Source organism: Streptomyces cyslabdanicus, assembly GCF_052663305.1.
On sequence record NZ_JBQRUW010000002.1, the window covers coordinates 105,288 to 128,712 of the forward strand.

At 71.0% G+C, this 23,425-nt stretch carries 18 protein-coding genes and 1 tRNA gene; 11 read left to right on the forward strand and 8 right to left on the reverse strand.

The features are described from left to right. Nucleotides 1-49 precede the first annotated feature (49 nt). The 8 genes from ACTYVM_RS01080 to ACTYVM_RS01115 all read left to right on the forward strand — a co-directional run bounded on the left by ACTYVM_RS01080 (nt 50) and on the right by ACTYVM_RS01115 (nt 9,800). Nucleotides 50-2,329 carry an FdhF/YdeP family oxidoreductase gene (locus ACTYVM_RS01080; protein ID WP_445524066.1) on the forward strand — a complete coding sequence of 760 codons (2,280 nt, stop codon included), beginning with the start codon at nt 50-52 and terminating at the stop codon, nt 2,327-2,329. Between the two features lie 82 nt (nt 2,330-2,411). Further along, nucleotides 2,412-2,897: a PaaI family thioesterase gene (locus ACTYVM_RS01085; protein ID WP_445524067.1), complete on the forward strand. Its 486-nt coding sequence runs from the start codon at nt 2,412-2,414 to the stop codon at nt 2,895-2,897. 178 nt (nt 2,898-3,075) lie between these two features. Next, nucleotides 3,076-3,702: a Tat pathway signal sequence domain protein gene (locus ACTYVM_RS01090; RefSeq protein WP_445524068.1), complete on the forward strand. Its 627-nt coding sequence runs from the start codon at nt 3,076-3,078 to the stop codon at nt 3,700-3,702. 288 nt (nt 3,703-3,990) lie between these two features. Next, a complete protein-coding gene (locus ACTYVM_RS01095) occupies nt 3,991-5,223 on the forward strand; it encodes a branched-chain amino acid ABC transporter substrate-binding protein (RefSeq protein WP_445524069.1) in 1,233 nt (410 codons plus the stop codon). A gap of 110 nt (nt 5,224-5,333) precedes the next feature. Beyond that, on the forward strand, nt 5,334-6,266 hold the full coding sequence (locus ACTYVM_RS01100; RefSeq protein ID WP_445524070.1) for a branched-chain amino acid ABC transporter permease: 933 nt from the start codon (nt 5,334-5,336) through the stop codon (nt 6,264-6,266). 5 nt (nt 6,267-6,271) lie between these two features. Then, nucleotides 6,272-8,101 carry a branched-chain amino acid ABC transporter permease gene (locus tag ACTYVM_RS01105; RefSeq protein WP_445524071.1) on the forward strand — a complete coding sequence of 610 codons (1,830 nt, stop codon included), beginning with the start codon at nt 6,272-6,274 and terminating at the stop codon, nt 8,099-8,101. Between the two features lie 5 nt (nt 8,102-8,106). Beyond that, nucleotides 8,107-9,087 carry an ABC transporter ATP-binding protein gene (locus tag ACTYVM_RS01110; protein WP_445524072.1) on the forward strand — a complete coding sequence of 327 codons (981 nt, stop codon included), beginning with the start codon at nt 8,107-8,109 and terminating at the stop codon, nt 9,085-9,087. Then, complete coding sequence (locus ACTYVM_RS01115) at nt 9,084-9,800, forward strand: ABC transporter ATP-binding protein (RefSeq protein ID WP_400026215.1); 717 nt, start codon at nt 9,084-9,086, stop codon at nt 9,798-9,800. Before ACTYVM_RS01110 ends, ACTYVM_RS01115 begins: the two co-directional genes overlap by 4 nt. A gap of 88 nt (nt 9,801-9,888) precedes the next feature. On the opposite strand, the gene ACTYVM_RS01120 is transcribed toward ACTYVM_RS01115, so the two are convergent. Further along, nucleotides 9,889-10,560 carry an ANTAR domain-containing response regulator gene (locus tag ACTYVM_RS01120; protein ID WP_445524073.1) on the reverse strand — a complete coding sequence of 224 codons (672 nt, stop codon included), beginning with the start codon at nt 10,558-10,560 and terminating at the stop codon, nt 9,889-9,891. Nucleotides 10,561-10,666: 106 nt separating this feature from the next. Here ACTYVM_RS01120 and ACTYVM_RS01125 point away from each other — a divergent pair. Further along, nucleotides 10,667-10,739, forward strand: a tRNA-Leu gene (locus ACTYVM_RS01125). A gap of 29 nt (nt 10,740-10,768) precedes the next feature. Here the strand turns inward: ACTYVM_RS01125 and pyk are convergent. Further along, nucleotides 10,769-12,205, reverse strand: a complete 1,437-nt coding sequence (gene pyk, locus ACTYVM_RS01130; protein WP_445524074.1) for a pyruvate kinase — start codon at nt 12,203-12,205, stop codon at nt 10,769-10,771. A 158-nt stretch (nt 12,206-12,363) separates the two neighbouring features. After that, a complete protein-coding gene (locus ACTYVM_RS01135) occupies nt 12,364-13,086 on the reverse strand; it encodes an SIMPL domain-containing protein (RefSeq protein ID WP_445524075.1) in 723 nt (240 codons plus the stop codon). A gap of 139 nt (nt 13,087-13,225) precedes the next feature. Here ACTYVM_RS01135 and ACTYVM_RS01140 point away from each other — a divergent pair, with 139 nt between their 5' ends. Then, complete coding sequence (locus ACTYVM_RS01140; protein WP_445524076.1) at nt 13,226-15,046, forward strand: bifunctional metallophosphatase/5'-nucleotidase; 1,821 nt, start codon at nt 13,226-13,228, stop codon at nt 15,044-15,046. 33 nt (nt 15,047-15,079) lie between these two features. Here ACTYVM_RS01140 and ACTYVM_RS01145 read toward each other — a convergent pair whose 3' ends face one another. The 5 genes from ACTYVM_RS01145 to ACTYVM_RS01165 all read right to left on the reverse strand — a co-directional run bounded on the left by ACTYVM_RS01145 (nt 15,080) and on the right by ACTYVM_RS01165 (nt 22,381). Then, nucleotides 15,080-16,501 (reverse strand): lysine N(6)-hydroxylase/L-ornithine N(5)-oxygenase family protein, encoded by a 1,422-nt coding sequence (locus ACTYVM_RS01145; RefSeq protein WP_445524077.1) that lies wholly within the window; start codon nt 16,499-16,501, stop codon nt 15,080-15,082. Next, on the reverse strand, nt 16,498-17,901 hold the full coding sequence (locus ACTYVM_RS01150; RefSeq protein ID WP_445524078.1) for a pyridoxal phosphate-dependent decarboxylase family protein: 1,404 nt from the start codon (nt 17,899-17,901) through the stop codon (nt 16,498-16,500). Before ACTYVM_RS01150 ends, ACTYVM_RS01145 begins: the two co-directional genes overlap by 4 nt. 134 nt (nt 17,902-18,035) lie before the next feature. Further along, nucleotides 18,036-18,866 carry an NmrA family NAD(P)-binding protein gene (locus tag ACTYVM_RS01155; RefSeq protein WP_445524079.1) on the reverse strand — a complete coding sequence of 277 codons (831 nt, stop codon included), beginning with the start codon at nt 18,864-18,866 and terminating at the stop codon, nt 18,036-18,038. Between the two features lie 546 nt (nt 18,867-19,412). Continuing rightward, nucleotides 19,413-21,926 carry an aminopeptidase N gene (pepN, locus tag ACTYVM_RS01160; protein WP_445524080.1) on the reverse strand — a complete coding sequence of 838 codons (2,514 nt, stop codon included), beginning with the start codon at nt 21,924-21,926 and terminating at the stop codon, nt 19,413-19,415. A 107-nt stretch (nt 21,927-22,033) separates the two neighbouring features. Beyond that, complete coding sequence (locus tag ACTYVM_RS01165; protein WP_445524081.1) at nt 22,034-22,381, reverse strand: chorismate mutase; 348 nt, start codon at nt 22,379-22,381, stop codon at nt 22,034-22,036. Nucleotides 22,382-22,496: 115 nt separating this feature from the next. On the opposite strand from ACTYVM_RS01165, the gene ACTYVM_RS01170 reads away from it, so the two are divergent. Continuing rightward, the gene (locus ACTYVM_RS01170; RefSeq protein WP_445524082.1) at nt 22,497-23,396 is read left to right on the forward strand and encodes a hypothetical protein; all 900 of its coding nucleotides are present in this window, start codon (nt 22,497-22,499) and stop codon (nt 23,394-23,396) included. Nucleotides 23,397-23,425: the final 29 nt, after the last annotated feature.

Sequence of the window (23,425 nt, forward strand, 5' to 3'; positions counted from 1 at the left end):
CGAGGATCGGAGACGTTCTTCACATACCGCAGTCGAAGGAGAGCGTGCGATGGCCACGAAGCCGCCCATGGGTGATCCGGTTCAGGACGCGCCGCAGGTAGCCGAGCCGCAGCACGCGGCGGCCGGGCTGCCGGCCATCGGGCACACCCTGCGGATCGCCCAGCAGCAGATGGGGGTGAGGCGCACCGCGCTGACCCTGCTGCGGGTCAACCAGAAGGACGGCTTCGACTGCCCGGGCTGCGCCTGGCCCGAGCCGGAGCACCGGCACACGGCGGAGTTCTGCGAGAACGGCGCGAAGGCGGTCGCCGAGGAGGCCACCCTGCGCCGGGTCACCCCGGAGTTCTTCGCCGCGCACTCCCTGTCCGACCTGGCGGACCGCAGCGGGTACTGGCTGGGCCAGCAGGGGCGGCTCACCCACCCCATGTACCTGCCCGAGGGCGCCGATCACTACGAACCGGTCACCTGGGAGCGCGCCTTCGACATCGTCGCCGAGGAGATCGCCGCCCTCGACTCCCCCGACGAGGCCCTCTTCTACACCTCTGGCCGCACCAGCAACGAGGCCGCGTTCCTCTACCAGCTCTTCGCGCGCGAACTCGGCACCAACAACCTGCCCGACTGCTCCAACATGTGCCACGAGTCCTCCGGCTCGGCGCTGTCGGAGACGATCGGGATCGGCAAGGGCAGTGTGCTCCTCGAGGACCTCTACCAGGCCGACCTGATCATCGTCGCCGGGCAGAACCCGGGCACGAACCACCCCCGGATGCTCTCCGCCCTGGAGAAGGCCAAGGCGGGCGGCGCGAAGATCATCAGTGTCAACCCGCTGCCGGAGGCCGGTCTGGAGCGGTTCAAGAACCCGCAGACCCCGCAAGGCATGCTCAAGGGCGCCGCGCTCACCGATCTGTTCCTCCAGATCCGCATCGGCGGCGACCAGGCCCTCTTCCGCCTCCTCAACAAGCTGATCCTCGACACCGAGGGCGCGGTGGACGAGCAGTTCGTCCGCGAACACACCTATGGCTACGAGGAGTTCGCGAAGGCCGCCCGCGAAGCCGACTGGGACGAGACGCTCACCGCGACCGGGCTCAGGCGCGCGGAGATCGACCGCGCCCTCGACATGGTCCTCGCCTCCGAGCGCACCATCGTGTGCTGGGCGATGGGCCTGACCCAGCACAAGCACTCGGTGCCGACCATCCGCGAGGTGGTCAACTTCCTGCTGCTGCGCGGCAACATCGGCCGCCCGGGCGCGGGCGTGTGCCCGGTGCGCGGCCACTCCAACGTGCAGGGCGACCGCACGATGGGCATCTTCGAGCGCCCCGATCCCGCCTTCCTGGACGCCCTGGAGAAGGAGTTCGGCTTCGCGCCGCCGCGCGGGCACGGCTACGACGTCGTCCGGGCCATCCGGGCCCTGCGCGACGGCGAGGCGAAGGTGTTCTTCGCCATGGGCGGCAACTTCGTCTCCGCCTCCCCCGACACCGACGTCACCGAGGCCGCCATGCGCCGGGCCCGGCTGACGGTGCACGTGTCGACCAAGCTCAACCGCTCCCACGTGGTCACGGGCGCGCGGGCGCTGATCCTGCCCACCCTCGGCCGCACCGAGCGGGACGTGCAGGACGGCGGCGAGCAGTTCGTCACCGTCGAGGACTCCATGGGCATGGTGCACGCCTCCCGGGGCCGACTGCGGCCCGCGGGCGCGCAGTTGAAGTCGGAGCCGGCCATCGTGTGCGCTCTGGCCCGCCGCGTGCTGGGCGACAGGAGCGTCGTGCCGTGGGAGGAGTTCGAGAAGGACTACGCCGCGATCCGCGACCGGATCGCCCGGGTGGTCCCCGGCTTCGAGGACTTCAACGCGCGCGTGGCCCGCCCCGGCGGCTTCACGCTGCCCCACGCCCCGCGCGACGATCGCCGCTTCCCGACGGCCACCGGCAAGGCCAACTTCACCGCCGCGCCGGTGGAGTACCCCGAACTTCCCGAGGGCCGACTGCTGTTGCAGACGCTGCGCTCGCACGACCAGTACAACACCACGGTGTACGGCCTCGACGACCGCTACCGGGGCATCAAGAACGGCCGGCGGGTGGTGCTGGTCAACCCGGAGGACGCGCGGGCGCTCGGGGTGGCCGACGGGTCGTACGTGGACCTGGTCGGCGAGTGGAAGGACGGCGTGGAGCGGCGGGCACCGGGCTTCCGGGTCGTGCACTACCCGACGGCCCGCGGCTGCGCCGCCTCCTACTACCCGGAGACCAACGTGCTGGTGCCGCTCGACGCCACCGCCGACACCAGCAACACCCCGGCCAGCAAGTCCGTCGTGGTGCGTCTGGAACAATCGGCGGCCGACTGAGCGTTCGCTCAGTGAACACGGTGCCGATCGGCCCCGAGCCGGTCGGCGCCGACCCGATCAAGGACGAACGGAGCCGGACCCCATGGGCGAGCAGCAGCACCTGAAGTTCCCGCAGGAAGTCCTCGACGAGTACGCCGCGCTCGGCGTCGACCTGCCCGCCCTGTTCTCCGCCGGGCACCTCGGCACCCGCATGGGCGTGCAGATCCTGGAGGCGTCCGCCGACCGTGTCGTGGGCACCATGCCGGTGGAGGGCAACACCCAGCCCTACGGACTGCTGCACGGCGGCGCCTCCGCCGTCCTCGCCGAGACCCTCGGCTCGGTCGGCGCCATGCTGCACGGCGGCAGCTCCAGGATCGCCGTCGGAGTCGACCTGAACTGCACCCATCACCGCGGGGCGCGCTCCGGTCTGGTCACCGGCGTGGCCACCCCCCTCCACCGGGGGCGCTCGACGGCGACGTACGAGATCGTGATCAGCGACGAGGAGGGACGGCGGGTGTGCAGCGCCCGTCTGACCTGCCTGCTGCGCGACGCGCAGCCGGGCGACGGCCCCGCCGGCACGGCCGGCTGAGCCGCGAAGCCGCCTTCTCGACCGTTGCCCCCGGGCACCGGGCCGCCTAGCTTCTTGCCATGACAACGGGAGGAACGCCCCGGCCGCGGGCGCGGTCGAGCCGGTCCCGCCGCCTCCAACCGCCGCCCACGGCGGGGCATCTGACGCCCCCTCGGGTCTCCGGCAGGAGACCCGGACCGTGAGCGGGATCGGGCCGCTCGAACCGGGCGAGGGGACGCGTGAGTGGGGCACGTCCGGCCCGGACGACCCACCCCCCACCGGCGGCCTCGCGCAGGGACCCCTCGCGCGGCTGTACCGGCGGCACCGCCGGGCCGCCCTCACCGCTCTGACGGTCGCCCTTCTCCTCGCGGGCGGCGGCTACCTGTTCGCCACCCGCCAGCACGCGCCGCGGCCCCGGCCCGCGGCGCCGCCCTACCCCTCCCAAGTGACCGACGTGTCCTACCTGGACGACGTGGCCGCACCTCGCGACGGCAAAACCAGGACATTCAGCTTCGCGGTGCTGGTCAGCGTGCGGTCCGGCCCGCCCGTGACCGTCACCGGCATCACCCAGCCGTACGAGGGACTTTCCCTCACCTCCGCGCCCCGCACCCCTTTCCGCACCAGGGCGGGATCCGCCCATAAAGTGGTGATCACCATGCATGTGAGGGAATGCGGAAAAGTTCCGGCGGACGCCGGACTCCCTTTCCTGGACGTGACACTGCGTAATAAACGCGCAATCCAGGTGCACAGTTTCATCCTCGGGTCACGCTATGCACAGAACCTCTCCCAGGCCCTGCGAGCCGCCTGCGTCACCGGTTCCAGGTAATCACCAAAACCGTTGACACACCTGAACGGAGCGCGGCGCGTCCTGCGGGTTCTCAGAATCCGGACCGGGCGAATCAGCCTGAATTCCGCTGTTCCACCCGCCGCGTACCGCTCTGCAATACGTCGTGTCATAACAAGAGCGTCACAGCCTTGGCCAAGCCCTCCTCCCCGTTCCCCGCGCACGCCTAGAGTCACGGCCAGTCACGGCGCCGTCGGAATACCCCTTCGACTCCGCGCTCGACTCGACCTCTTCCAGGGGGGAGGGGCCGTGCCAGGGAAAGGACTGATCGTGCGTCAACGTTCACTCATCGCCGTTACCGCAGCACTGGCAGCGGGAGCACTCACCCTCACCGCCTGCGGCTCCCGGGGCGGCGACGACAAGGGTTCGGACTCCGGCAAGGGTGGCACCGTCGTCACCATCGGCGTCGACGCTCCGTTGACCGGCGGCCTGTCCGCCATGGGTCTCGGCATCAAGAACTCCGCCGACCTGGCCGCCAAGACGGCCAACAAGCAGAACTTCGTCAAGGGCGTCACCTTCAAGGTCCAGGCTCTGGACGACCAGATTCAGGCCTCCGTGGGCCAGCAGAACGCCACCAAATTCGTCGCGGACAAGTCCGTGCTCGGCGTCGTCGGCCCCCTGAACTCGTCCGTCGCCGAGGGCATGCAGAAGGTCCTCGACGACGCCCACCTCGTCGAGGTCTCCCCCGCCAACACCGGCCCCGCCCTCACCCAGGGCGCGGACTGGCGCAACAAGAAGGTTCGCCAGTACAAGTCGTACTTCCGTACCGCGACCACGGACGCCATCCAGGGCCCGTTCGCCGCGCAGTACCTCTACAACACCGCCAAGAAGACCAAGGTCTTCGTCATCGACGACAAGAAGACCTACGGTGCCGGCCTGGCCGGAACCTTCACCGGGGAGTTCAAGAAGCTCGGCGGCAAGGTCGTCGGCACCGAGCACATCAACCCCGAGGCCAAGGACTTCTCGGCGGTCGCCACCAAGGTGAAGAACTCCGGCGCCGACGTCGTCTACTACGGCGGCGAGTACCCGCAGGCCGGCCCGCTCAGCAAGCAGATCAAGGCCGCCGGCGCCAAGATCCCGCTGATCGGCGGCGACGGCATCAAGGACGACAAGTTCATCGAGCTGGCCGGCTCCGACAGCGACGGTGACCTCTCCACCTCCGTCGGCGCGCCCGTCGAGACCCTCGACTCCGCCAAGCAGTTCGTCGCCGACTACAAGGCAGCGGGCTACAAGGACGAGTACTCCGCCTACGGCGGCTACTCCTACGACTCCGCCTGGGCCATCATCGAGGCCGTCAAGAAGGTCGTCGAGGACAACGGCGGCAAGCTGCCCGACGACGCCCGCGCCAAGGTCACCGCGGCCATGCAGGACGTCTCCTTCGACGGTGTGACCGGCACGGTCTCCTTCGACGAGTTCGGTGACGCCACCAACAAGCAGCTCACCGTCTACGCCGTCAAGAACGGCGCCTGGGACTCGGTCCACTCCGGCACCTTCACCGGCTGAGCCGCACCAGCACCGCTCACCAGTCGCGCGGGGCGCTGTTCCACTGGCGCCCCGCGCGCACACGCATCCGGCCACATTCGACAAACATCCGAAGTCTCGGAGGACATGCGGTGAACGAACTGCCGCAGCAGCTGGTCAACGGCCTGCTACTGGGATCCATGTACGGGCTGGTCGCCATCGGCTACACGATGGTCTATGGCATCGTCCAGCTCATCAACTTCGCCCATGGCGAGATCTTCATGACGGGGGCCTTCGGCGCCCTCTCCGTGTACCTGTGGGTGCTGCCCGACGGCACGTCGATGTGGGTCGCCCTGCCGCTGATGCTGGTGGGCGCCATCATCGTCGCCGTCCTCGTCGCGGTCGGAGCGGAACGATTCGCCTACCGGCCCCTGCGCGGCGCGCCACGCCTGGCCCCCCTGATCACCGCCATCGGCCTCTCCCTCGCCCTGCAGCAGGCGGTGTGGGCCTGGTACCCGGGCGCCAAGGACGCCCTCACCTTCCCGCAGATCGCCGGGGGTCCCTTCGAGATCGGCAGCGTCACCATCCAGACCGGCGACATCTTCCTGCTCGTCGCCGCGCCGCTCAGCATGGCCTTCCTCGGCTACTTCGTCATGAAGACCCGCACCGGACGCGGTATGCAGGCCACCGCCCAGGACCCGGACACCGCCCGGCTCATGGGCGTCAACACCGACCGCATCATCGTGATCGCCTTCGCCCTCGGCGCCGCCTTCGCCGCCGTCGGCGGTGTCACCTGGGGCCTCAAGTACGGCCAGATCGACTTCCGCATGGGCTTCCTCCTCGGCCTCAAGGCCTTCACGGCCGCGGTCCTCGGCGGCATCGGCAACATCTACGGCGCCATGATCGGCGGCCTCGTCCTCGGCGTCGCCGAGACCCTCGCCACCGCCTACATCGCCGACATCCCCGGCATGGACAAGTTCGGCAGCAACACCTGGGCCGACGTCTGGGCGTTCGTACTCCTCATCCTCGTGCTCCTCTTCCGGCCACAGGGCCTACTCGGCGAGCGCGTCGCGGACAGGGCGTGACACCGATGACCACACAGACCACAGCACCCGAGACCCCCAGCGCCCCCGCCGCGGACGCCGCCCGCACCGGCCTGGTCCCGATGCCGGAACACATCGGCCGCGCCCTCGCCACCGGCGGTGGCGTCCTCACGCTCGCCGCCACCTTCCTCGCCTGGACCTGGACCTCCGACTTCCCCGGCGACCTCACCGTCTACGGCTACCCCGGCGGCCTGCAGGTCCTCGTCCTCATCGGCGCCGCCCTCACCATCCTGTTGGCGCTCTCCTCCTACGGCGTCAAGGGCCTGCGCTGGCTCACCCCCGCAGGCGCCGACGCGGCCATCAAGCTCGCCGCGCTGGGCACCGCCGCCACCGCGCTGTACACGGTCATCGCCATCAGCGCCAAACTCGGCGGCGTCGTCAACCTCGAACCCGGCGCCTACGTCGTCGCCGTCGGCAGCCTCGCCGCCCTCACCGGCGCCCTGGCCCTGCCCTTCGAACGCCCCGAGCCGGACCCGGTCGACCCCGACGACAGCGGCTGGGAGCACTTCAAGCACAAGACGGGCCACCTCCGGGACATCGTCAGGGCGAGCTTCACGACCGGCACCCCCCGCCCTGTGGGCACGCTGCCGACCTACGCCGAGCTCCTGATCATCGTCGCCATCCTCGGACTCGGCCTGACCGTCTTCACCTACGGGATCGGCACCGAGTACGACGAACTGTTCATCGGCTTCCTCATCCTCGCCGGTTTCGGCTTCGCCGCCTTCAACAAGTCGGGCCTCATCGCCCACGCCTCCCAGATCACCAGCCGGCACCAGAACGTCACCACCTTCGGCGCCTTCCTGGCAGCGGCCGTCTTCCCCTTCACCCAGACCGACGACCAGTACGCCACCCTCGGCGTCTACATCCTGATCTTCGCCACCGTCGCACTCGGCCTGAACATCGTCGTCGGCCTCGCCGGCCTCCTGGACCTCGGATACGTCGCCTTCCTCGGCGTCGGCGCCTACGCCGCCTCCCTGGTGTCCGGGTCGCCCAACTCCCCCTTCCACGTGCACTTCCCGTTCTGGGCCGCCCTCCTCGTCGGCGCCGCCGCCTCGCTGGTGTTCGGCGTCCTCATCGGCGCCCCGACCCTGCGGCTGCGCGGCGACTACCTCGCCATCGTCACCCTCGGCTTCGGTGAGATCTTCCGCATCACCGCCAACAACCTGGACGGCACCTCGGGGCCCGACCTCACCAACGGCTCCAACGGCGTCTCCTCCATCCCCAACCTGAAGATCCTCGGTTTCGACTTCGGCCTCCCGCACGACATCGCCGGATTCACCATCGGCCGCTTCGCCAACTACTTCCTCCTGATGCTGCTGATCACCGCCGTCGTCGTGCTCGTCTTCCGGCGCAGCGGCGACTCCCGCATCGGGCGCGCCTGGGTGGCCATCCGCGAGGACGAGACCGCGGCCCAGGCCATGGGCATCAACGGCTTCCGGGTCAAACTGATCGCCTTCGCCGTCGGCGCCTGCCTGGCCGGCCTCGCCGGCACCGTCCAGGCCCACGTCACCTACACCGTGACTCCCGAGCAGTACCTCTTCGCCAGCTCCACCCCGCCCAACTCCGCCTTCCTGCTCGCCGCGGTGGTCCTCGGCGGCATGGGCACCATCGCCGGGCCCCTCATCGGCGCCTCGCTGCTCTTCCTGATCCCGAACAAGCTCCAGTTCCTCGGCGACTACCAACTCCTCGCCTTCGGACTGGCGCTGGTCCTGCTCATGCGCTTCCGGCCCGAGGGGCTCATCCCCAACCGCCGCCGCCAGCTGGAATTCCACGACGAGGCCGACGCGCCCACAGTCCTCAGCAAGACGGGGGCCTGACCACCATGACCACCGACACCACCACCACGGAAACGCCGGCCACCACCACCCCCGGCAACCCCGTCCTCGAAGCCCGCGGCGTCACCATGCGCTTCGGCGGCCTCACCGCCGTACGCGGAGTCGACCTCACCGTCAACAGCGGCGAGATCGTCGGCCTCATCGGACCCAACGGCGCAGGCAAGACCACCTTCTTCAACTGCCTCACCGGTCTCTACGTCCCCACCGAGGGCGAGGTCCGTTACAAGGGCGAGGTCCTGCCGCCCAAGTCCTTCAAGGTCACCGCGGCAGGCATCGCCCGCACCTTCCAGAACATCCGGCTCTTCGCCAACATGACCGTCCTGGAAAACGTGCTCGTGGGCCGTCACACCCGCACCAAGGAGGGCTTCTGGTCCGCCGTCCTGCGCGGACCGGGCTTCCACCGGGCCGAGGCCGCCTCCAAGGCCCGCGCCATGGAACTCCTCGCGTTCGTGGGCCTCGACCACAAGGCGGAACACCTCTCCCGCAACCTCCCGTACGGCGAACAGCGCAAGCTGGAGATCGCCCGGGCACTGGCCAGCGAACCCGGTCTGCTGCTCCTCGACGAGCCGACCGCCGGCATGAACCCGCAGGAGACCCGCGCCACCGAGGAACTGGTCTTCGCCATCCGCGACATGGGCATCGCCGTGCTCGTCATCGAGCACGACATGCGGTTCATCTTCAACCTCTGCGACCGCGTCGCCGTCCTCGTCCAGGGCGAGAAACTGATCGAAGGCGACAGCGCCACCGTCCAGGGCGACGAACGCGTCGTCGCCGCCTACCTCGGCGAACCCTTCGAGGGCGCGCCCGGGGACGAGGAGGTGGCCGAGGTCGAGAGCGCCGAGGCACAGGCCGAGGCCGCACAGGCCCAGGAGCAGGAAGAGACACCGGCCGACGCGGCACCGACGGACAACAACACCCCCGCCGCGACCCCGGCGGACGCCGTGCCCGGCAAGGAGGACGACCGATGACCGCACTGCTCGAGGTCGAGGACCTCCGCGTCGCCTACGGCAAGATCCAGGCCGTCAAGGGCATCTCCTTCACGGTCGAAGCCGGCCAGATCGTCACGCTCATCGGGACCAACGGCGCCGGCAAGACCACGACCCTGCGTACCCTCTCCGGCCTGCTCAAGCCGGTCGGGGGCCAGATCAGGTTCGAGGGCAAGTCGCTCAAGAAGATCCCGGCCCACAAGATCGTCTCGCTGGGGCTCGCCCACTCCCCGGAGGGGCGGCACATCTTCCCCCGCATGTCCATCGAGGACAACCTGCTCCTCGGGGCGTTCCTGCGCAGCGACAAGCAGGGCATCGAGAAGGACGTCCAGCGGGCCTACGACCTGTTCCCCATCCTCGGGGAGCGCAGGAAGCAGGCGGCGGGCACCCTGTCCGGCGGCGAACAGCAGATGCTGGCCATGGGCCGGGCCCTGATGTCCCAGCCCAAGCTGCTCATGCTCGACGAGCCGTCCATGGGGCTCTCCCCCATCATGATGCAGAAGATCATGGCGACCATCGCCGAGCTGAAGTCCCAGGGCACCACCATCCTGCTCGTGGAGCAGAACGCCCAGGCGGCGCTCTCCCTCGCTGACCAGGGCCACGTCATGGAGGTGGGCAGCGTCGTCCTCTCCGGCACCGGCCAGGAGCTGCTGCACGACGAATCGGTCCGCAAGGCGTACCTGGGCGAGGACTGACCCCGGCAGGCGACCACCGAGACGAGAAGGGGCCCGCATCCCGTGAGGGGACGCGGGCCCCTTGCCCGTCGGGGCCGGTCCGCCCGGCTCAGTCCTTGTCGGGCCTGGCGTCCTTCGCGGCCTTCTTCTCGTCGCTGTCCTGGATGACCGCCTCCGCGACCTGCTGCATCGACATACGGCGGTCCATCGAGGTCTTCTGGATCCACCGGAACGCGGCCGGCTCGGTCAGCCCGTACTCGGTCTGCAGGATCGACTTGGCGCGGTCGACCAGCTTGCGGGTCTCCAGCCGCTGGCTGAGGTCCGCGACCTCCTTCTCCAGCTCCTTCAGCTCGGTGAACCGCGAGACGGCCATCTCGATGGCGGGAACGACGTCGCTCTTGCTGAACGGCTTGACGAGATACGCCATCGCCCCGGCGTCCCGGGCGCGCTCCACCAGGTCGCGCTGCGAGAAGGCGGTGAGCATGAGCACGGGCGCGATCCGCTCCTCGGCGATCTGCTCCGCCGCCGAGATGCCGTCGAGCTTGGGCATCTTCACATCGAGGATCACCAGGTCCGGGCGGTGCTCGCGGGCCAGCTCCACGGCCCGCTCCCCGTCACCTGCCTCACCGACGACCCGGTAGCCCTCCTCCTCCAGCATCTCTTTGAGGTCGAGCCGGATCAGCGCCTCGTCCTCGGCGATGACGACGCGGGTCGTCAGCGGAGGCACGTGCGACTTGTCGTCGTCGGACACGTCTACGGGCTCGGGCGACTCGGCGGTCACGGGGGCGCTCCTTGTTCCGGGGCGGGCGGGTACTGCTCCAAGAGCGTACCCAGCTGCGGTAAGGTGAGGGGACGGCGGGTGACCGCCGGTCTTTGTTTCAAAGGGGGCCCCGGTAGCCCAGCGGTAGAGGCAATGGTCTCAAACACCATCCAGCGTCGGTTCGAATCCGACCCGGGGTACGTTTCCTCCGAATCCAAGGTCACGCGTTCTACCTGGGAGTGTCGTCCTCCCCGATGTGGTGAACCCTGACCAGGTTCGTCGAGCCCGCCACCCCCGGCGGTGAGCCCGCTGTGATCACCACCACGTCGCCCTTCTCGCAACGGCCGTACCGCAGCAGCAGTTCGTCGACCTGCCCGACCATGGCGTCGGTCGAGTCGACGCGCGGCCCCAGGAACGTCTCCACGCCCCAGGTGGCGCTGAGTTGGGAGCGGGTGGCCGGTTCCGGGGTGAAGGCGAGCAGCGGGATGGGCGAGCGGTAGCGGGAGAGCCGGCGGGCGGTGTCGCCCGACTGCGTGAAGGCGACCAGGAACCTGGCGCCCAGGAAGTCACCGATCTCCGCGGCGGCACGGGCGACGGCGCCGCCCTGGGTCCGCGGCTTGTTGTGGTCGGTCAGCGGCGGCAGGCCCCTGGCGAGGAGGTCCTCCTCGGCGGCCTCGACGATGCGGGCCATCGTCCGCACCGTCTCCACCGGGTGCTTGCCCACGCTGGTCTCGCCCGAGAGCATCACCGCGTCCGTGCCGTCGAGCACCGCGTTGGCCACGTCCGAGGCCTCCGCGCGGGTCGGGCGGGAGTTGCCGATCATCGAGTCGAGCATCTGGGTGGCGACGATCACCGGCTTGGCGTTCCGCCGGGCCAGCTTGATCGCGCGCTTCTGGACGATCGGGACCTGCTCCAGCGGCATTTCCACGCCCAGGTCGCCGCGGGCGACCATGATGCCGTCGAAGGCGGCCACGATGTCGGCGACGGCCTCCACCGCCTGCGGCTTCTCGATCTTGGCGATGACCGGGACGCGGCGCCCCTCGTCGTCCATGACGCGGTGGACGTCGAGGATGTCCCGGCCGCCGCGGACGAAGGACAGCGCGACGACGTCGAAGCCGGCGCCCAGCGCCCAGCGCAGGTCGTCCTCGTCCTTCTTGGACAGGGCGGGGACCGAGACGGCGACGCCCGGCAGATTGAGCCCCTTGTGGTCGGAGATCACGCCGCCCTCGACCACCCGGGTGCGGACGCGGGGGCCGTCGACGGCCGTGACCTCGAGGCACACCCTGCCGTCGTCGACGAGGACACGCTCGCCGGGGGTGACGTCCTCGGCGAGACCGGCGTGGGTGGTGCCGCAGATGTGACGGTCGCCCTCGACGCCCTCTTCGACGGTGATGGTGAAGGTGTCGCCGCGTTCGAGGAGTACGGGCCCTTCACGGAAGCGGCCGAGCCGGATCTTCGGGCCCTGAAGGTCGGCGAGGACTCCGACGCTGCGTCCGGTCTCGTCGGCGGCCCTGCGTACGTGCCGGTAGCGCTCCTCGTGTTCGGCGTGGCCGCCGTGGCTGAGGTTGAATCGGGCGACGTCCATTCCGGCGTCGACCAGTGCCTTGATCTGGTCGTACGTGTCGGTGGCGGGCCCCAGAGTACAGACGATCTTTGCTCGGCGCATGAGGTGAGCCTAGGCCTTACCAGTGGGTAGACGTTTGGTACGACGTGACCACTCAACAACCTTTGGATGAAGGAGTATTGACAGCTGTTGAACCGTGCGGGGCGGTGCCGGGACGAGCGTTCGACCCGTTCGCGGACCGAAAGACGCAACGGACACGGTCACAGTCTGGGCGGTGCCATGGTGAACCGCGCGTCGAGTTGCGCGTGGACGTGCTGGCGCTCGGGTTCGAGGTCCAGGGGCGCGGCCTCGTCCTGCGGCGCGGCGCCCCCGTAGGCCCGCATCGCCCTCATCCCTCCTCCGGGCGCCGGCGCCCAGGGCTGGGCGTTCTCCGCGCCGATGTCGGCGATCTCGACCAGGGCGGTGAGTGAGGTGCCGAGCGCCTCGGCGTACTCCCTGGCTCGTTGGACGGCCTCCTGCACGGCCTGCCGGCGTGCCTCCCGGTGGGCCGGTGAGCCAGGGCGCAGCGCCCACCACGGGCCGTCCACCCGGGTGAGTTCCACGTCGGCCAGTCGGGTGGTGAGTTCACCCAGCGCGGTGAAGTCGGAGAGTTCGGCGGTGACACGGACGGCGCCGTGGTACGCGCGAACGCGCTCGCCGCGGCCGTGCCGGGTGGGTTCGGGCGCGATGGAGAAGGCACCGGTCTCCAGGTGTTCCACCGCCTGGCCGTAGGACTTGACGAGGTCGAGGACGTGGGCGTTGCGCCGGGTGAGGTCGTCCAGGGCGGAACGGCGGTCCTTGCCGCGGGCGGTGACGGTGATGCCGATCCGGGCGATCTCGGGGTCGACTTCGAGGTGTGCCTCGCCGCGGACGGCGATCCGGGGTGCGTCGGGGGTGCCGTAGGGGACGGCGGGGCCGGGCTCCGGTGCGGGGGCTGAGGTCATACGCCCCACTCTGTCACCTGTACCCGGTGCTCCACGCCCGCCGGTCACCAGATCGCAACCTTCCAGGGGTGTTGCGGTTCGCCGCGGGCGGCCAGAATCTACGCGCGTCATCGACCTGTTTCATCGAGGAGAGCCTGACATGCCGTTGAACCGCCGGAAGTTTCTGACGAAGTCCGCCGCCACCGGGGCGGGGGTGGCGCTGGTCGGCGCCGCGGCGGCTCCGGCGGCCGAGGCCGCGCCGGCCTCTCCCGCGGCGGGCAAGAAGCCCGAGAAGCCGGGCAAGCGCTACTCGCTGACCATCATGGGCACGACCGACCTGCACGGGCACGTGTTCAACTGGGACTACTACAAGGACAGCGAGTACAGCGACGCGGCGGGCAACGCCCAGGGGCTGGCCCGGATCTCGACGCTGGTGGACCAGATCCGCACGGAGAAGGGCCATGAGCACACGATGCTCCTGGACGCCGGTGACACGATTCAGGGCACCCCGCTGACGTACTATTACGCGAAGGTCGACCCGATCACCGCCAAGCGCGGTCCGGTGCACCCGATGGCCAAGGCGATGAACGCCATCGGGTACGACGCGGTGGCGCTCGGCAACCACGAGTTCAACTACGGCATCGAGACGCTGCGCAAGTTCGAGGAGCAGTGCGACTTCCCGCTGCTCGGTGCGAACGCGGTGGACCACAAGACGCAGAAGCCGGCCTTCCCGGCGTACTTCATGAAGAAGTTCCACTCGCCGGGTGCCGCCCCGGTGACGGTGGCCGTGCTGGGCCTGACCAACCCGGGCATCGCGATCTGGGACAAGGCCTACGTGCAGGGCAAGCTGGACTTCCCCGGTCTGGAGGAGCAGGCCGCGAAGTGGGTGCCCAAGCTGCGTTCGATGGGCGCTGACGTCGTCATCGTCTCGGCGCACTCGGGCACGTCCGGCACCTCGTCGTACGGCGACCAGCTGCCGTACGTGGAGGACGCCGCCGCGAACGTCGCCCGGCGGGTGCCCGGCATCGACGCGATCCTGGTGGGCCACGCGCACCTGGAGATCCCGGAGCTGAAGGTCGTCAACGAGCAGACCGGCAAGACGGTCGTGCTGTCGGAGCCGCTGTGCTACGCCGAGCGGCTCTCCCTCTTCGACATCGAGCTGGTGTTCGTCAAGGGCAAGTGGGAGGTGGAGTCCGTCTCCGCCTCGCTGCGCAACACCAACACCGTCGCCGACGACCCGAAGATCACCAAGCTGCTCAAGGACGAGCACGCGAAGGTCGTGACGTACGTCAACCAGGTGGTCGGCCGGGCCACGGAGACCCTCACCACGGTCGACGCCCGCTACAAGGACGCCCCGATCATCGACCTGATCAACAAGGTCCAGGAGGACGTGGTCAAGGCCGCCCTGGAGGGCACGCAGTACGCCGCGCTGCCGGTCGTCTCGCAGGCCTCCCCCTTCTCGCGCACCTCCGAGATCCCGGCCGGCGACGTCACGATCCGGGACCTGTCCAGCCTGTACGTGTACGACAACACGCTGGTCGCCAAGTTGATGACGGGTGCCCAGCTGCGGGCGTACCTGGAGTACTCGGCGCAGTACTTCGTGCAGACGGCCGCCGACGCGCCGGTCGACGTGGACAAGCTGACGAACGCGGGCGGTCGCCCGGACTACAACTACGACTACGTGTCGGGGCTGCAGTACGACATCGACGTCGCGCAGCCGGTCGGTTCGCGGATCAAGAACCTGACGTTCGACGGTGCGGCGCTGGACGACGCGCAGGAGTTCGTGATGGCGGTGAACAACTACCGCGCGAACGGCGGCGGTGACTTCCCGTACGTGGCGTCGGCGCAGGAGCTGTGGGCGGAGTCGACCGAGATCCGCACGCGGATCGCGGAGTGGGTCACGGCCAAGGGCGAGCTGGACCCGAAGGACTTCGCGTCGCTGGACTGGAAGCTGACGCGCAACGGCACGCCGGTGTTCTGATCGGCCTACCAGGGTCTTTCGTGAGGGACGGCCTCAGATCCCGTCCGCCAGGGGCGTCAGCGTCCTGATCTGGCGGGACGGCGGGATCTGGGGCCGTCGCCGTTCCAGGCCGAAGGTGGTGAAGGCGGTGCGGGCGGGCAGCGGGTAGGCCTGTGTCCCGGTCACCGCGTTGAGGATGGTGGCGCTGCGCCAGGCGGCGAGGCCGAGGTCGGGGGCGCCGACGCCGTGCGTGTGGCGTTCGGCGTTCTGCACGTAGACGTGGCAGCCGGTGGCGGTGATGGCCGGGTCGAGGGCGAGGCGGAACTGCTCGTCGACACGGAGGCGTTCCTTGCCGTCGCGGCGCAGGTAGGGGTCGAGGCCGGCGAGGACGGGCGTGAGGGGGCGTTCGCGGTAGCCGGTGGCAAGGACGACGGCGTCGGTGGTGAACCGGGTGCGGGTGCCCTGTTGAAGGTGTTCCAGGTGGAGTTCGATCCGGGCGCCGGCGACCCGGCCGGCGGTGCGGACCCGGACGCCGGGGGTCAGGACGGCGTCGGGCCAGCCGCCGTCCAGCGTGCGGCGGTAGAGCTCGTCGTGGATGGCGGCGAGGGTGTCGGCGTCGACGCCCTTGTACAACTGCCACTGACCGGCGACGAGCCGGTCGCGCACGGGTTCGGCCAGGGCGTGGAAGTAGCGCATGTAGTCGGGGGTGAAGTGCTCCAGGCCGAGCTTGGAGTACTCCATCGGGGCGAAGGCCTCGGTGCGGCCGATCCAGTGCAGCCGCTCGCCGCCGGCCGGGCGGTGGCGCAGCAGGTCGAGGAAGACCTCGGCGCCGGACTGCCCGGAACCGACGACGGTGACGTGGCCGGCCGCGAGGAGGGCGTCGCGGTGGTCGAGGTAGTCGGCCGCGTGGACGACGGCGACGTCGGGGGCGTCGGCGAGGGGCCTCAGCGGGGCGGGCACGTGGGGTTCGGTGCCGATGCCGAGGACGACGTTGCGGGTGTGGGCGCGGCCGACGGCCTCCGCTTCGCCGTCGGCGTCGAGCTGGGTGAAGTCGACCTCGAAGAGGCGGAGTTCGGGGTTCCAGCGGACGGCGTCGACATGGTGGCCGTAGCGCACCGCGGGCAGGTTCTCGGAGACCCAGCGGCAGTAGGCGTCGTATTCGGCGCGCTGGATGTGGAAGCGCTCGGCGAAGTAGAAGGGGAAGAGCCGGTCGCGGATCCTGAGGTAGTTGAGGAAGGACCAGTCGCTGGCCGGGTCGGCGAGGGTGACCAGGTCGGCGAGGAAGGGCACCTGGACGCGGGCGCCGTCGATGAGCAGGCCGGGGTGCCAGCGGAAGCGGGGGCTCTGCTCGTAGAAGACGGTGTCGAGACCGGTGAGCGGGTGGGCGAGCGCGGCCAGGGAGAGGTTGAACGGTCCGATGCCGATGCCGACCAGGTCGCGGGGTGCCTGGGGTGCGGGGTGCGCGGGGTGGTTCATCGGGGGGTGCTTCCTTCCACCAGTTTCAGCAGGGCGGCCAGGTCTTCGGTCCGGGTGTCCGGGTTGAGCAGGGTGGCCTTGAGCCAGAGCCGGTCGTCGAGACGGGCCCGGCCGAGGACGGCGCGGCCTTCGGTGAGGAGTCGGCGGCGCACGGTGGCGACCGCGTGGTCGGAGGCGCCGGCGGGCCGGAACAGGACGGTGCTGATGGTGGGCCGGTCGTGGAGCTCGAAGCCGGGGTGGTCGTGGATGAGGTCGGCGAACTCGCGGGCGCGGGCGCAGACCTGGTCGACGAGGGCGCCGAGGCCACTGCGGCCGAGCGCCTTGAGGGTGACGGCGATCTTGAGGACGTCGGGGCGGCGGGTGGTGCGCAGGGAGCGGCCGAGCAGGTCGGGCAGGCCGGCCTCGGTGTCGTCGCCGGCGTTCAGGTAGTCGGCGCGCTGGTGCAGGACGGCGAGGTCGCGGGGGTGGCGGACGGCGAGGAGGCCGGCGGCGACCGGCTGCCAGCCGAGCTTGTGCAGGTCGAGGGTGACGGTGTGGGCGGCTTCGAGTCCGGTCAGCTTGTCCCGGTGGCGTTCGCTGAACAGCAGTCCCCCGCCGTGGGCGGCGTCGATGTGCAGCCGGGCGCCGTGGGCGGCGCACAGTCCGGCGATCTGCGGGAGGGGGTCGATGAGGCCGGCGTCGGTGGTGCCTGCGGTGGCGGCTACGACGACGGAGCCGCGGGAGCCGCGCGTGCCGCCGAGGTCGGTGAGGGCGCCGTGCAGGGCCGCGACGTCGAGGGTGCCCAAGGGGGCGGGCACGATCACGGGGTCGGGCAGGCCGAGCAGCCAGGCGGCGCGGGGCAGGGAGTGGTGGGCGTTGGCGCCGCAGACCAGGCGGACGCCGCTGCCGCAGGACTCGCGGGCGAGCAGGAGGGCGAGCTGGTTGGACTCGGTGCCGCCGGTGGTCACGACGGCGTCGGCGAGGCCGGTCTCGTGGGCGAGCGCGCGGGTGACGAGGGCTTCGAGCGCGGAGGCGGCGGGGGCCTGGTCCCAGGAGTCCAGGGAGGGGTTGAGGGCGCTGACGGCGAGGTCGGCGGCGGTGGCCACGGCGAGCGGCGGGCAGTGCAGATGGGCCGCGCACAGCGGGTCGGCGGGGTCGGCGGCGCCTTCGGCGAGAGCGTGTACGAGGCCGCGCAGGGCGTCCGGGTCGCCGTGCTCGGGCAGGACCTCGCCCACGGCGCCGCGCACCCGGGCGGCGACCGCCTCGGGCCCTCCCGCGGGCAGGGGGCCGCCGCGGGCGCGGCGGCCGCTGTCGAGGGCGTCGAGCACGGTGTCCAGCAGGGTCCGCAGGGCGTGCGGGCCGCCGGGACCGGAGGCGAGGCGGGCGGGGTGGTCCGGCGGCGGGGTGCACGGGGTGCTCATGGGGCTGTCCTCCGTGGCGCGGGGGCAGGGACCTCCAGCTTGTACGCAGTGAAGCCGGATACGCCCGAAGGATCGACGATCGGAACCCGAAAGTGGGTACTGCCGTACGGGGAAAGCCTGTTGGGGTCCCGCCGTCAGCCGAGGAAGTCGGGCCGGTGGTCCTCGGCCCAGCGGGCGAAGGGGCGGGCCGGCGCGCCGGTGATCTCCTCGACGGTGCGGGTGATCTCCGGGGGAACGCCGACGGTGGACTCGAAGGTCCTCATGAGGCCCTGGAACAGGTGCGGCGGCACGTGCGGGAAGAGCTCGGGGCCGGCCTGTTCCGGTGGGACCTCGACGAAGGCCAGGTCACGGCCGAGGGCGCGGCCGATCGCGGCGATCTGTCCGGCGTTGGTGACGGCCTCCGGACCGGTGAGGCGGTGGACGGCGCCCTCGTGGCCGGGGTCGAGGAGGGCGCGTTCAGCCACGGCCGCGATGTCGTCCTCGTGGATGGGCGCGGTCAGGGCGTCGGCGAAGACGCCGCGGACGGTGTTCCCGGCGCGGATCTGGGGCGCCCACTGGAGGGCGTTGGCGGCGAAGGCGTTCGGCCGCAGGAAGGTCCACGCGAGGCCGCTGTCGCGGATCCTCCGCTCGGCACCGGCGTGCATGACGTGGATGGGATGGGTCTCGTCGGCGCCGTCGCGGACGATCCCGGAGGAGAGCAGCACGACGTGCCGGACGCCGGCCTCGCGGGCCGCCCGCAGCAGGGCGCCGCCGTCACCGGCGGCCTGGACGTACAGGAAGAGTCCGGTCACCCCCGCGAACAGGGCGGCCGGGTCGTCGGTCCGGAACCGCACGGCCTCGGCGCCCGCGGGCAGCGCGGCCCGTTCCGGGTCGCGGGTCAGCGCGCGCACGGGCCGGCCGGCGGCGACGAGACGTTCGACGAGGGCACGGCCGACGTTGCCGGTCGCTCCGGTCACTGCGATCACGGGTCCGCCTCCGGGGGCTCGGCCGGTCGTCCTGACTCCAGCAGCCTAGGCCCTGTCGTCAAACTCCCGTCTGCCCCGCGACGCCATGCACGCTCCCCCAAGCTCTTCGAGCAGGGGGAACCCCCACTCGCCGCACCGGGCCCTGACCCAAGTACATCCAGTACGAGGGCCAGGGCCCGGCACTCCCCCAAGCTCTTCGAGCAGGGGGGACCCCCAGAGCACGCACCTGACGCCGCGAGGCCCGCCCTCCGGGCGGACGACGGGAGTTTGACGACAGGACCTAGGAGCGGACGGCCGACCCCGCACGGAAACACCGGCAACCGCGCGCCCCACCCGGCCCACCGGTCCGCCCGGTCGGCGCGCTCGCCGAGGCCTGCCCCCTGCACCCCGGCGTCGCCCACGTTCAGCGGTTCGCCGCCGTGCCGGTGGTCGCGGGTACCGGCGCGGGCGTCGGCCGGGTGGTGGCTCGCGCCGCGCACCCCCCCCGGGTCGGCCGGATCGCCCCGGCCGAGCCGGCGGGCGACCGGCTCGGACCCGGAGTTCGCGCTACGCCTCCCGGACGCGCAGTGCGCGGGCCAGGTCGTCGAGTTGGTCGACGAGCTTGCGGCGCAGCGCCGGGGTGGGGTCGCCGTCGCGCAGGCAGGCCTCGCCCCGGCGCAGGTGATCGGCGTCGACGGCGTACATCGGGAACGCCCAGCGTCCGGCGGCCTCGGCGATGGCGGGGCCGCGGCGGGCGGCGAGGGCGATGGCGTCCTCGTAGAAGCGGGAGACGTAGTCCTGTACGAGATCGGCCTGTTCGGGCTGCCAGAAGCCCTGCGCGGTGGCGGTGAACAGGTAGTTCGACAGGTCGGTGCGCTCGTCGGTGGCGAACATCGACTCCCAGGCGGCGCGTTTGGCCTCGGCGTCGGGCAGCGCGGCCCGGCAGCGGGCGGCACCCTCCTGGCCGGTGGCGGACGGGTCGCGGTCCAGTTCGGCGGCGATGGCGGCCTCGTCGGTGGCGCCGAGGGCGGCGAGGCGGGCCAGGACGCGCCAGCGCAGCTCCGGGTCGAGTTCGGGGCCGCCGGGGACGGTGCCGTCTGTGAGCCAGGCGGCGATGGTGTCCGGGTGGGCGGCGACGTCGATGAAGTTGCGTACGGCGGTCAGGCGCAGGCCGGGGTTGTCGCCGTCCTCGGTGCGGCGGATGAGGTCGCGGCACAGGGAGCTGAGGGTGGCCAGGGCGGCGGGCCGCTGGTCGGGGCGGGTGTACCGGTCGGCGATCTGCGCGGTGGCGAAGGTCAGGACGCCCTGGACGAGGGCGAGGTCGGTCTCCTCGGGCAGATGGGCGCAGGCGGCCGTCAGGTAGTCGGCGGGGGCGAGTTCGCCGTCGCGGACCATGTCGCGCAGCGCGTTCCACACCACGGCGCGGGTGAGCGCGTCGGGGATGCCGGACAGGCCGCGCAGGGCGGTCTCCAGGGAGGTCTCGTCCAGGCGGATCTTGGCGTAGGTCCGGTCCTGGTCGTTGGGCACGACGAGGGCGGGCCGGGTGCCGGAGCGGGGGCGGCGGGTGCCGTCCTGCGGGACGTCGATCTCGTAGCGCTCCCGGACCACCAGGCTGCGGCCGTCGCCCAGGTCGCGGTCGTAGACGCCGACGGTGACGCGGTGCGGGCGGCTGCCGTCGCGGTCGAGGGCGAGGGTCCACTGGCCGGGCTCGGCGTCGACGGACGCGGTGAGCGTGTCCACGCCGGTGGTGCGCAGCCAGGACTCGGCCCAGGCGTGCACGTCGCGGTCGGTGGCGGAGGCGAGGGAGTCGATGAAGTCGGCGAGGGTGGCGTTGGCGAACCGGTGCCGCTCGAAGTGGGTGTTGATACCGGCCAGGAAGTCCTTCTCACCGAGCCAGGCGACCAGTTGGCGCAGGGCGGAGGCGCCCTTGGCGTAGGAGATGCCGTCGAAGTTGAGCAGCGCGGAGGCGGTGTCGTCGACGGCGTCGGGGGCGACGGGGTGGGTGGAGGGGCGCTGGTCGGCGTCGTAGCCCCAGGCCTTGCGGGCGACACCGAAGTCGGTCCAGGTGTCGGTGAAGCGGGTGGCCTCGGCGGTGGTCTGGTAGCCCATGTACTCGGCGAAGGACTCGTTCAGCCAGATGTCGTCCCACCACCTGAGGGTGACCAGGTCACCGAACCACATGTGGGCCATCTCGTGGGCGATGACCATGGCGCGGGTCTGCCGCTCGGTGTCGGTGACGGCGGAGCGGTAGACGAACTCGTCGCGGAAGGTGACCAGGCCCGGGTTCTCCATGGCGCCCGCGTTGAACTCGGGGACGAAGGCCTGGTCGTAGGAGTCGAAGGGGTAGGGCTCGTCGAACTTCTCGTGGTAGCGGTCGAAGCAGCCGCGGGTGACGTCGAGGATCTCGTCGGCGTCGGCGTCGAGGTGGGGCGCGAGCGAGCGGCGGCAGTGGATGCCGAAGGGCAGGCCGCGGTGCTCGGTGCGTACGGAGTGCCAGGGGCCGGCGGCGACGGCGACGAGGTAGGTGGAGATCAGCGGGGTGGGCGCGGCCTTCCAGACGCCGTCGCCGGTGTGCTCGGTGACCCCGTTGGCGAGAACGGTCCAGCCGTCGGGGGCGGTGACGGTGAGGTCGAAGACGGCCTTGAGGTCGGGCTGGTCGAAGGCGGCGAAGACGCGCTGGACGTCTTCCATGAAGAGCTGGGTGTAGACGTAGGTCTCGCCGTCGGTGGGGTCGGTGAAGCGGTGCATGCCCTCGCCGGTACGGGAGTAGCGCATGGCGGCGTCGACGCGCAGTTCGTGCTCACCGGGGGTGAGGTTCTTCAGCGGCAGGCGGTTCTCGACGAGGTCCTGCGGATCGAGGGGCCGGCCGTCGAGGGTGGCGGAGCGCAGGTGGGCGGGCTTGAGCTCGACGAACGTGTCCGTGCTGTCCCGGCCCGCCCGTACGGTGAACCGGATCACGGTCACGGAGTCGAAGGTGTCGTCCCCACCGGTCAGGTCGAGGTCGACGCTGTAGTGGTGGACGTCGAGGAGCGTGGCACGGGTCTGCGCTTCGTCGCGCGTGAGTACGGACATGGACGCCATGCTGCCTGATGGCCCCGAGCGGGCACGAGGGGGTGTCGCCGACGGACTCGAGACGTTCGCGGCCCACGGGGGCGCGTTCGGCGGCGCGCGGGCGGTCGGGCCGGCGGTCAGGTCGCCGGGGTCTCGCCGTTGCCGGCGTCCTCGGCGATGCGCTCGTGGTGGCGGATCACCTCGGCGATGATGAAGTTCAGGAACTTCTCGGCGAATGCCGGGTCCAGTTTGGCGTCCTCGGCCAGGGCGCGCAGGCGGGCGATCTGCCGGGCCTCGCGGGCCGGGTCGGCGGGCGGCAGCTGGTGGGCGGCCTTGAGGTGGCCGACCTGCTGGGTCGCCTTGAACCGCTCGGCGAGCATGTGGATGACGGCCGCGTCGATGTTGTCGATGCTGTCGCGCAGCCGCGCGAGTTCTTCGTTGACGGCGGGGTCGGCGTCACCGGTGGCGGTGTTGCTGGTGGTCATGGGCTCCCACCCTACGGGGTGGGCGGGCGCCGGACGGGCGGGTGAGGATCCGCGGGCCCGCGCCTGCCCGCCTACAGTGGGAAGCAGTTGAGGGCGTCTCCTTGGGGGTTCGGACGTGGCGAACGGCGGACCGGTGGTGCACGGCTACCCGCATCTGGAGACGGTGCGGGCCGCGATCACCTCGCTCTACAAGCGGCTCTCGTACGGCACCGTGCAGACGTTCGCGACCAGCGTGGCCCCGGCCGACGTGGCCTTCTGCGACACCGACGACCTGCATCTGGGGACGCAGCGCGTGGCCCACGAGCTGGTCCGCCACTTCCGGCTGCCGGACGCCCGCATGATCGTCAGCTTCCGCGAGATGACGCACGCGGCGAACGTCGAGCTGGCGGCGGGCCCCGAGTACTTCGTCGAGCTGAACGACCGCTTCCGCACCCACCGCCGGGACATCGGCGCGGCCCTCGCCCACGAGGTGACCCACGTCTACCTGCACCGCCTGGACCTGTCCTTCCCCAGCACCCGCGACAACGAGATCCTCACGGACACGGTGGCGACGTACCTGGGCGCGGGCTGGCTGCTGCTGGACGCCTTCCGGGAGGACGGCGTGTCGTCGCAGAAACTCGGCTACCTCACGCCGGAGGAGTTCGGCTATGTGCTGGCCAAGCGGGCGCTGGTGTTCGGCGAGGACCCCTCGACGTGGTTCACCAGCCCGCAGGGGTACGAGGCGTACGTCAAGGGCATGGCCAGGGCCCGCCGTGACGAGCAGCAGCCGCCCCTGACGGCGGCGGGCTGGGCGGGCCGCCGCCGGTACGCGCGCGACCGCCGGCACGCCCAGGACCACGGCCAAGTGCCGCTCCCCCAGCCGGAAGCGCCGTACTGCTTCAGCCCCGGCGGCCGCGAGCCGCTGCGGGTGTCCTTCGCCTGCCCCACCTGCCACCAGCGCATCAGGGTTCCGGTCCAGGGCCGGATGCGCGCCCGGTGCGCCCTGTGCCGCACGGTTCTGGAGTGCGACACCTGACCCGAGTGCGGTTCCGGGATCGCGGGCCC